Annotated in this window: 6 protein-coding genes; 2 read left to right on the forward strand and 4 right to left on the reverse strand. The window is 35.6% G+C overall.

The window, feature by feature from the left end:
* Positions 1-223: 223 nt before the first annotated feature.
* The 3 genes from cas2 to cas9 are packed head-to-tail and all read right to left on the reverse strand — an operon-like array spanning position 224 to position 5,768.
* Positions 224-562: a CRISPR-associated endonuclease Cas2 gene (gene cas2, locus Q0A18_RS00675; protein ID WP_292008241.1), complete on the reverse strand. Its 339-nt coding sequence runs from the start codon at positions 560-562 to the stop codon at positions 224-226.
* Complete coding sequence (cas1, locus tag Q0A18_RS00680) at positions 559-1,452, reverse strand: type II CRISPR-associated endonuclease Cas1 (RefSeq protein ID WP_292008242.1); 894 nt, start codon at positions 1,450-1,452, stop codon at positions 559-561. The genes cas2 and cas1 overlap by 4 nt, the downstream gene beginning before the upstream one ends.
* Positions 1,449-5,768 carry a type II CRISPR RNA-guided endonuclease Cas9 gene (gene cas9 / locus Q0A18_RS00685; protein WP_292008243.1) on the reverse strand — a complete coding sequence of 1,440 codons (4,320 nt, stop codon included), beginning with the start codon at positions 5,766-5,768 and terminating at the stop codon, positions 1,449-1,451. Before cas9 ends, cas1 begins: the two co-directional genes overlap by 4 nt.
* A 209-nt stretch (positions 5,769-5,977) precedes the next feature.
* Here cas9 and Q0A18_RS00690 point away from each other — a divergent pair, with 209 nt between their 5' ends.
* Together Q0A18_RS00690 and Q0A18_RS00695 are read left to right on the forward strand one after the other, a co-directional pair.
* On the forward strand, positions 5,978-8,104 hold the full coding sequence (locus Q0A18_RS00690) for a Tex family protein (protein ID WP_292008244.1): 2,127 nt from the start codon (positions 5,978-5,980) through the stop codon (positions 8,102-8,104).
* Between the two features lie 63 nt (positions 8,105-8,167).
* Positions 8,168-8,566 carry a nuclear transport factor 2 family protein gene (locus Q0A18_RS00695; RefSeq protein ID WP_292008245.1) on the forward strand — a complete coding sequence of 133 codons (399 nt, stop codon included), beginning with the start codon at positions 8,168-8,170 and terminating at the stop codon, positions 8,564-8,566.
* 62 nt (positions 8,567-8,628) lie between these two features.
* On the opposite strand, the gene Q0A18_RS00700 is transcribed toward Q0A18_RS00695, so the two are convergent.
* Positions 8,629-10,200, reverse strand: coding sequence for a M28 family peptidase (locus tag Q0A18_RS00700; RefSeq protein WP_292008246.1), 1,572 nt, complete (start codon positions 10,198-10,200; stop codon positions 8,629-8,631).
* Positions 10,201-10,347 lie beyond the last annotated feature (147 nt).

The raw sequence follows: 10,347 nt of genomic DNA on the forward strand, positions 1-10,347 counted from the left end.
GTTAGTTACAACGCAGCAAGCGCTGAAGACGTTGTAAAAGTAGTTGTGAACTGCTTTCAAATTTCACTATCTTAGTGGTTAGTTACAACTTGTAAATATACGTCAATTATTTCATATAGGTTGTGAACTGCTTTCAAATTTCACTATCTTAGTGGTTAGTTACAACCTCAAAAAATAATCCATTGAAAATCAATGGATTTATTATTTATTTAGGATTAAAAAATTAAAACAATTCAAGTTGTTGGAAAGTCGGTGGTGGTTCTTCTTTATTTCTGGCAAAGAAAATCTCAATATCCCCAAACTGTTTATCTGTGATACACATAACAGCAACTTTCCCAGCTTTAGGAAGCATATTTTTCACTCTGTTGATATGGACTTCCGCATTTTCCCTACTCGGACAATGCCTTACATACATCGAAAACTGAAACAGTGTAAAACCATCATCCAATAATCGCTTTCTGAAAAGGTTGGCAGCCCTCATATTGGCTTTAGTTTCCGTTGGTAAATCATATAACACAAGAACCCACATAATCCTGTACGCATTAAACCGGTCGGCATTCATAATAATTCAGGATAGGCAATCAGTCGTTTTTCCCCTGTATAGCATTTGTACAATGAACTTGCCGCTACTTTTACAGCAACCAGCAAGGGTCTTACCTTACTTTCTACCCGTACATCTACAGTGGCTATTCTCAGAATATGAGCTTTAAATTCTTTTGTCAGCTTTTCGGAATCAGGATATTGCTCAAGCCATTGCATTACCAATAGATCTATAAATGGACGAAATGGCTCCATCAGATCATCTGCCAGACAATACGGATTGTATTTATTTTTATGAAAAATACCGAGTACAGGAAGTAATCCGGTTTCAACAATCGATCTTGCGACCATACTCCTCAAAACTGCATATCCGAAATTAAAAAACTGATTGGGAGAATCTCCGAAACGTTCTCTCAGAAAATCCAGGCTGATAAGATATTTCCAGTAATGTTGTGCCGCAATACCTTCCATATTGGTAATATCCCCGCTTCTTACATTTCTCTGGTACTCTAACATAGGTTCAAAATAATTCCCAAGTTTTCGGAGCACATCTTTCTGATTTTCAATCTTACATTCCACGGTTTGTTTCCAAAGCTGCTTTTTCAATGGTTCACTGGCCTCCAGCTGGTTTTTCACTCTGTCTGAATGAGTACTGTGTCCATACAAAGGTAACATGATCCCATGGGGTAAGTGGTGAGCATCGCAGCTAATCACCACCACATTATTTCCCATCATTTTCTGAATCAGCTGATGGGAAATCGTAATCTGAAAGTGGTCTAACATGAGAATTCCCAAATCTTCCACCGGAACTTTCCCTTTTAATTCTTTAGTGGAAGGGTCAAGGATGTACATTTGCTCATCTTTTAGCTTCAGATAGGCAGGATTTCCGATATAAACTGAACGGGTAATCATACCTTAGGATTTAAAATATTTCCTAAACGGTCCACTGAAATTTTAATACAGATATCTTTAATCATTCGCCCATCGAGAGCCCGCTCCATTTTATTAAGTGAGGAGAACTCCATTTTATTAGCAATAGATACAGCAACATTATGCTTTACAAAAAAGATCTGACTTCCTGAAAAACTGACTACTTTATAGATATTATTCAGTTTCTCCTTCGAAAGGTTTTTAAAATCCGGCCCTAAGGTGCTTTGCTGTTCTTCTTCCGTGGGAATATATATCAAATCATAGGGGCATAAAAAGAAATCTTTTTTATTCATTAATGAAACCGGCTCCAATCCCTGCTTCTGCCTTTCAATTATTTCATTTAATGGAATAGTCTCATAGGTTCTTTTTCCTTGATCGGAAATATAAATAGCAAAAAAAAGATTGGTTCCTTTAGCTGCTTCCACATATTTATTTTTATTATTTCCTTTCTGACCCAAAGGAAACTTACTTCCTAATTCAAATTTCCTTACTTTATATATAGGACTGTGAGGTTTACTATCATTAAACTTTTCAATATTTCTGTTCATATCTTCAATACCCTCCGGAGAAAAAGCCAGTTCTGCCGTTCCTTTGTACTGAAGATAGTTTTTCAATATCTTTTGAATTCCGGTATCTGTTATGGAATTAATCGCATTTAAATCAAAGGATGAATCAATATTTTTTCTGATCGCTGTTAAAATTTTTCCTTTAGGAACTTTCACCCAGGGTAAATCAATCTTCCCATACGTCATTTCTTTATGCATAGGCTTACGAATTGCCCAGTTTACTCCCTGCTGTTTTACCCGTTCTTTATTTTTAATACCATCTTTTTCCACCCATCTTTCATAATAATTGGAAGCTTTATTTATAATTCTAAGGTTCTGTTTGAAGCTGATTATGATTTTTTCAAGCTGATTTTTCGCGTGTAAAGTAAAATCATTCCAAGGTTTAAAAAATATTTTCGGAACTTCTTTTTCAATTCTTTTTCCAGTTTGAAAATGCTGATATGCCACTTTTTCAAAGCTCATCAATTCTCTTTTTAAATCATATCGCTTTATCTCCGAATTAGCTGACATATTATTTAATAAATTAACATGCTTTCCTGTGGCACAAGCAATTACCAAAGCATCCAATGCATGATGGCGGTGATCAATTCTTTTTTTCGAAAAACCTTTGGACAATTCCACAGGAACCGTAGGCAGTAATTTTTGATATTTTTCGTTCCAGACCGTAAAAGCTTCTGACGCTGTAATCTCATTCAGCCTTTCAAAACGCGGAAGGATCAGATCATTCCAAATATCATTCAATCCCCAATCCTGTTTGAGTCTTGAAGTAATCTTTCCGCTTACAAATAGTACATTTTTGGAATTCAGCCCATCATCATTTGCTTCACTTCTTACCAGATTAGAAAGAATACCGGAGATAAACTTACTGATATAGCGGGTATCATTTATTTGTCTTTGTATCATTTCTTCAGGAATATCTTCCATCAAAAGTTTTGATCTTTTACTTCTGTTTTTAGAATAGTGTTTCTTTACAAAGTCTTCATATTCATTTAATTCAAAAATTCTGACTTCTTTTCCCTCTCCACAATCCACAGTCTGTCCATGAAACTGTTTAATAAAACCTAATCCCGTATAATTATCTTTAAGCTTGTTAACTGCCGATTCACAAATCACCTTGTTACTGAATCCATCGTCGAAAAACCTGCTCTGCGGAATGATGTGCTCTATTTCATAAGCAGGTGTAAAAAGTTTATTGAGCGGAATGATCTGTCCTGTATAAGGTGATGTATATTTCTGTTCCAGCCAAAGCTTATATCTTTTCAGATCTGCAGAGGAGGGCTGAGCCGTTTTACTAATCTTGAGAATATCATCTTCTATTTCAATATCTGAACTGAGTACTCCTTCTTCATATATTTTTAAAATTTCCTGCTGCATAGGAGAATAAGGTCTTACATTTTTAACCTTATCATCATTCGTCATTTCTGCGAGTAAGGCTCTAATACGAAGATTTGTATTCTCATTTTCCTGTACTTTAGCTGTAATCCTTCTACGGTCATCTGCTGTATTCTTCATATTCCTGCCCAACTCAATATGAATTTCATCAAAAAAAACCGTTTTTCCTCTTCCGTATTTTATCCAGATATCTTTTACTGTCCGGAGGGTTTCCGTAATGATCTGCTCTACTATAGGATTGCGAAGAGAGTGTTGTTTAAATTCTTTTAAATAAGCCTCAAGATCATTTACTGAATGCCATTTTCTTATTATAGCTGATTCCGAGTGCCTTCCATATACAATATATTGGGCCAGCCACAGTTGTAACCCCTGAAAATCATTTTTACAAATAAGATGAACCGCTTTTTCCCGGACTCTGTTTTTTATATTTTCATCATATTCTCCTGTAATCATTTTCTCAATTCTAAGCTGAGAGTTCGGATCAATAGCATCCCAATTCCAATATTTACCCAACCTCATCAGGGGCAAAAGTTTTTTTGTTGCTTTTTCAGAATATGCTCCATATTCACTCTTAAAAGGAGGGAACTTTCGATACGCCTCAAAAAAAGAAATTTCTTCAAAGCCATTCTTTTGCGCAAATGTTTTTAATGCCTTTTCAAACTCTATTTTATCTTTGACGGAATATATAATATGCCAAAGTCTCTGTTCTGTTTCTTTTGTCAAAAATCCAGCCGGAACTCCCTGTACTTTTTCTAACCTGGAAGCCATTAAAGCTCCTGTTTCATTACAGGGATACTTTTTATCTTCCACATAATTCCAACGATATTTTTCGATTTCAAGATTCAATATTTTTCCTTTAAAATCTTTTTGTTCCAGAAGATATTTTATGAGGGATTTCTGTTCCACTTCTTTTCTCTTATGAAGAAACTCAAATAGTTTTTCATAATCTTCCGTACTGTCTAAAAACTCCTTGGTTACATTATTATCATCCTCTTTTCTGTAAACAGAAAGATTAAACATCCATTGCCAGATCCGGAATTCCTGATATAAAGGATGAGATTTTGGAATTGCTTTAAGATACTGAATATGTTCTATATCATTTTCTCCTTTATATTTTCTAAACTCCAATGTACAATTACTAATAAGAGATTTCTGACTTTTTAAAGGACGTTGATAAAAAATAACATCATTCAGAAAGAGATGAACAAAATCCTTTTTACTCAGCAATAACTGGTGATCATCATTATTCCTGTATAATTCACGAATACAGTCGTAATATGCATCTTTATCCTGTAATTCAGGATGAAATTGTTTTTGGATTTCTAAAATTCGTCTTAATTCTTCCTTATAAAATTTTCTTTCAATAGTGCGAACAAGCCTGCCTTTTATTTTCTGTTCCGGTTTTATGAGTAGTGTATCATAAATGTAGCTTCCCACTGTTTTATGGGACATACTAATTTCTTTTTCAGTCTTCTTTTTAATCAATGTCCAGTCCTCTTCTCCGGGAACACGGAAACTTCTTTTTTCATTTCCTTCTTTATCCGTTTTCACATTCCTGTCATCATACAGCTCTGTGGTTACAATAAAGTCTCTCGTCTTATCTTTCCACTCATTTAAAGGTATTTTACTTGACCTTCTGTATACCCATCCATTTTCTAAAATTAATGAATACCAAATATCAGACTTCCCTTTTTGAGGCTCATCGGCTATTACATCAACAATCTTTAAAGAGTAAAATTCCACTAACTTATTGGGATTTTCCTCCTCTTCTTCTCCCCGTAGCTGATAGTAACCTCTCTTCTGATTAAAATTTAAAAGAATCCATGCCAGTTCTTCTTTTTTTATCTTTTGGGTAAGCGCTTTTTTACGCAGATAATAAATAGTCCAATCATAAGGAACTTTTTTATCATTTTCTAAAAGCTGCGGCTGACTCTGTTTAAAATCCTCCAACATTTCCAAAAAAGAATTTTTAAAAATAAAACCTGTAGAATTATAAGCTAATTTAGGCTCTCCCTCTCTGAACTTTCCCAATCGTTTTACAAAATCAATCTGAGAAGAATAATGATCGGGTAAAAAATTTAATATATATAAAATTCTATGCAGCCTTTCTCTCCGTAGTAAAGATCTTTCTCTCAGTCTTCTCACACTTCTGTATTTTGTTCTTTCCGCAGTCTGAGAAACAGTTTCACCTTTTCCAAACTTCCCTAAAATATCCTGTGTCATAGGAATAACTCGGCTTCCCATTCCCAGAATGTGCCCTTTCTTATTTTCAAAGTCATTTTCTATTAAAGCCCAGCCCACGGAATTAGTACCTACATCCAAACCTAAAATTCTTTTCATCGTGATTTATTTTAAGTATAAATCTAAAAAGAAATAAATTATCATTTTTACGGTTTTCCGTATTGCATAATAAAATATCTTGAGTACCTTTGAATCAAATTTGAAAGCAGTTCACAATAAGGATTATTCCGTTGTGAAAACATTCAAGGCGGGGCAACTCGCCTTTTTTCATTTCAAAAACACTATTTTTGCCCTCCCAATAAAAAGCAATGACGACTTTAGATTTTATACAAAAACAGATCAATTTACCGGCAAGAAGTATTAATAATACTCTCCAACTTTTATCCGAAGATTGCACTATTCCTTTTATTTCCCGCTACCGGAAGGACATGACCGGAAATCTGGATGAAACCCAGATTGAGGATATTTCCAAGCTCAATAAACAGTTTGAAGAAATTATAAAGCGTAAGGAAACGATTTTAAAATCTATTGAAGAACAAAATGCATTAAGCCCGGAACTCAAACAAAGGATTGAGGAGAGTTATGACATTCAGGAACTGGAAGACTTATACCTACCTTTTAAAAAACGTAAAAAAACCAAAGCAGACACAGCTAAGGAAAAAGGGCTTGAACCTTTGGCCAAGATCATTATGAGCCAGAAAAATGATGATGTAGTCTATCTGGCCTCAAAATATATTAATGATCAGGTTTCTACCGAGGAAGAGGCATTACAAGGCGCAAGAGATATCATGGCGGAATGGATTAATGAGAATATGTATGTCCGTAAGAACCTGCGTAGATTGTTTCAGCGTAAAGCTCTCATTTCTTCAAAAGTGGTTAAGGCTAAGAAAGAGGAAGAGGATGCTCAAAAATATTCCCAATACTTTGAATGGGAAGAAAGTTTAAACAGAATCCCATCCCACCGTCTTCTTGCCATGCTGAGAGCAGAATCCGAAGGGTTCGTTAAAACCCACGTAGGAATAGATAAAGAAGAAGCTATTGAGTTTATTGAAAAAACCATTATTAAATCCAATAATGAAAGTTCGGAACAGATTTTCCTGGCTATAAAAGACAGCTATAAACGATTACTGGAACCAGCCATTTCTAATGAAGCTTTACAGGAAGCTAAAGAAAAGGCAGATCAGAAAGCTATTGAAATATTTTCAGATAATCTAAGCCAGTTATTGCTCGCCCCACCCTTGGGAGAAAAAAGAATTCTGGCCATCGACCCGGGATATAAAAGCGGCTGTAAAGTTGTCTGCCTTGATGAAAAAGGAGATCTGCTGCATAATGAAACCATTTATCCTCATGCTCCGCAGAATGAGTCCGGAATGGCTATGAAAAAGATCCGCTCAATGGTTAATGCTTATAATATAGAGGCCATTTCTATCGGAAACGGAACAGCCAGCAGGGAAACGGAATTTTTTATTAAAAAGATAGCTTTTGATAAACCTCTACAGGTTTTTGTTGTTTCAGAAGCTGGGGCCTCTGTATACTCTGCCAGTAAAATTGCAAGAGAAGAGTTTCCCAATTATGATGTAACCGTACGAGGTGCTGTTTCCATTGGAAGAAGACTTGCCGATCCATTAGCCGAACTGGTAAAAATTGATGCAAAATCTATAGGTGTGGGGCAATACCAGCATGATGTAGATCAGACTCAGCTTAAAAATGAACTGGATTCCACAGTGATGAAATGTGTAAACTCTGTAGGAATTAATTTGAATACCGCCAGTAAGTCTCTGCTAAGCTATGTTTCCGGAATCGGTGAAAAAATGGCTGAAAACATAGTAAATTACCGGGCTGAAAACGGAGCCTTTGAAGACAGAAAACAGTTGAAAAAAGTTCCCCGTCTGGGAGAAAAGGTTTTCCAGCAGGCTGCCGCATTTATCAGGATCAGTCATGGTAAAAATCCATTGGATAATTCTGCCGTGCATCCCGAAGCCTATGGAATCGTAGAAAAAATGGCGAAAGATCTGGGGATTAAAACTCATGAACTCATTGCCAATAAAGAAAAAATAACCTTAATCCAGCCTGAAAAATATACCACGGAGGAAATTGGAATTCTGGGAATCAGAGATATTTTAAAAGAGCTTGAAAAACCTGGACTAGACCCCAGAAAAGCGGCGAAGATATTTGAATTTGATCCGAATATAAAGAGTATTAAAGATGTGAAACCGGGAATGATACTTCCGGGTATCGTTAATAATATTACAGCTTTTGGGTGTTTTGTAGATCTGGGAATTAAAGAAAGCGGTCTGGTACATATTTCCCAGCTAAAGGAAGGATTTGTTTCCGATGTGAATGAAGTGGTAAAGCTTCATCAGCATGTACAGGTAAAGGTAACAGAAGTAGACGAAATAAGAAAAAGAATTCAGCTTAGTATGATTATACAGTAAAATCGGATAAAGATTCCGTTATTTGAAGAAAATAATTCCTAATTTTAAATAAAAATTCATAAGATGACTAATCTTGAAATTATTAAAAGCACCTACGAAGGTAAAACTTCTGAAGAAAATGGAAAAAACCTTCAAAAATATCTGGCACCTGATGTTAAATGGACAGAAGCCGCCGGATTTCCGCTGAAAGGAACTTATATTGGATTTGAGAATATTGCTAAAAATGTATTTAACAGATTAGCTACGGAGTGGATTGATTATAAATTTACTCCCGAAGGATATGTTGCTGAAGGAGATCAGGTATTTGCCTACGGAAATTATAGCGGTATTCATCCGAAAACACAAAAATCATTTAATGCCAGAGTTGCTCACTTATGGAAATTAAAAGACGGATTCATTATTTCATTTGAACAGTTTGTAGACAGCAAAACCGTTGTAGATGCAATGTTTCCTGATAAATAATATTTATAAAGCTATCCTTTTGGGATAGCTTTATTCTTTATAACTTAATTGTAAAGACCTTTTTATTTATAATCTTTAGAGCTTCTACGCGGCTGCTTAATTTCAGGCCATTTTAAAGTTTCTCCTCTTTCATTCTGAGGCATTACTCTTTTTTCTCTACTGGTAAATTCCGGATCTTCAGAAGCCATATAGGCAAGTGTTGCAGTTAAGATTACATTATTTTTCACTTCATCAAAGACAATTTTATCATAAGTATCCTTCGTTGTATGCCACGTATATCCAAAATACCCCCAGTTAAGAGAGCTTAAAGAGAATCCCGGAACTCCTGCCGCTACAAAAGAAGCATGATCAGATCCACCACCACCCGGCATTCCCGGAAAATCTGTTTTAATATGTTCTTTTACATTTTTAGGAACGGCATTTAACCATCTCCCTATATATTCATAAGCATTAACAAATCCCTGCCCGCTGATATTAACTACACGGCCTGTACCATTATCCTGATTGAATACCGCCTGTATTCCTTTTATGATTTCAGGATTATCCGCTACGAATCCTCTGGATCCGTTTAATCCCTGTTCTTCACTCCCCCAAAGTCCTACTATAATCGTTCTTTTATTATCCGGATAATATTTTTTCAGGATTCTCATAGTCTCCAGCATTGTTATTACTCCGGTTCCGTTATCAGTACCACCCTGTACCCCATCCCACGAATCAAGATGTGCGGAAAGTATTACATATTCATCCGGTTTTTCTTTTCCTTTAATCATTCCGATGGTGTTAAAGGTTTTAGCTTCGGGAAGTATTTTAGACTGTGCTTCAATCTTAATTTTAGGTTTAGCTCCTTTCTCTACCATTCTAAATAGCATTCCATAGTCTTCCATCTCAATATCGATCATAGGTATACTAGTCGTTTTTGCTCCAAAAATTCTGTTGGCCCCCATAATCCCCGTCCAGTTAGAAATAGCAATACCTGCTGCTCCTGCTTTTTCCAAAGCCTCAGGAAGAGTATTATTATCATAACCTATATTTTTAATATATTCTCTAAAGTCTGATGAAGCCTGTTCTTTTTCAGCTTTAAGCTTTTCATATAATTCAGGGGTTGCAAATTCCTTGATCTGTTCATCTGAACGTCCGATTTTCTGATATTGTGACATCAATACAATTTTTCCTTTTGCAGAAGGAAGCCATTGATCGAATTGAGCTTTAGAAGAAACTTTTGGTAAAACAATCACTTCTGCTTCTACCGGTTTTCTAGTTGGCGGACTCCATGCCAGCTGCATCGCTGACAAAGATTTCACTCTGGGATAAGTCATATCTACATGAGTCATTCCTCTTTGCCATCCTTTCCATGTTCCAAACTGTTGAAGATCAGCTTCTATACCCCACGAACGAAGTTTGTCTGCACTCCATTCATTAGAAGCTAACATTTCCGGGCTTCCTACCAAACGCGGGCCGATACCGTCTAAAAGCTCATATGCCATTTCTTCAAGCTGAGAATGGGCATTAACTTCATTAACAAAATTTTCTACTACAGGATTTAAGTTTTCTCTGATACTTGACGATCCCTGAGCCCAAAAGAATTGTGATGCCAACATTAAAGCCGGCATTGTAAAAAATTTATTTATCTTCATAATTCTTAATAATTACGCTAAAGATAATAAGAATTCAATAAAAATTAAAACAGGAATAAATGATATGGTATCATAAAAGAATTTCAGAACAAGGAAAACTACAGATTTTATAATTATCAAAAAATGCTGAAGTTTTCGAAATAAAAA

It is taken from the genome of Chryseobacterium sp. (assembly GCF_022712095.1).
Lineage (GTDB): Bacteria > Bacteroidota > Bacteroidia > Flavobacteriales > Weeksellaceae > Chryseobacterium.

What these genes read in the sequence shown, in the direction of transcription:
- cas2 (WP_292008241.1), bottom strand. Translation starts at nt 562, where the DNA reads ATGAATGCCGACCGGTTTAATGCGTACAGGATTATGTGGGTTCTTGTG.
- cas1 (WP_292008242.1), bottom strand. Translation starts at nt 1,452, where the DNA reads ATGATTACCCGTTCAGTTTATATCGGAAATCCTGCCTATCTGAAGCTA.
- cas9 (WP_292008243.1), bottom strand. Translation starts at nt 5,768, where the DNA reads ATGAAAAGAATTTTAGGTTTGGATGTAGGTACTAATTCCGTGGGCTGG.
- Q0A18_RS00690 (WP_292008244.1), top strand. Translation starts at nt 5,978, where the DNA reads ATGACGACTTTAGATTTTATACAAAAACAGATCAATTTACCGGCAAGA.
- Q0A18_RS00695 (WP_292008245.1), top strand. Translation starts at nt 8,168, where the DNA reads ATGACTAATCTTGAAATTATTAAAAGCACCTACGAAGGTAAAACTTCT.
- Q0A18_RS00700 (WP_292008246.1), bottom strand. Translation starts at nt 10,200, where the DNA reads ATGAAGATAAATAAATTTTTTACAATGCCGGCTTTAATGTTGGCATCA.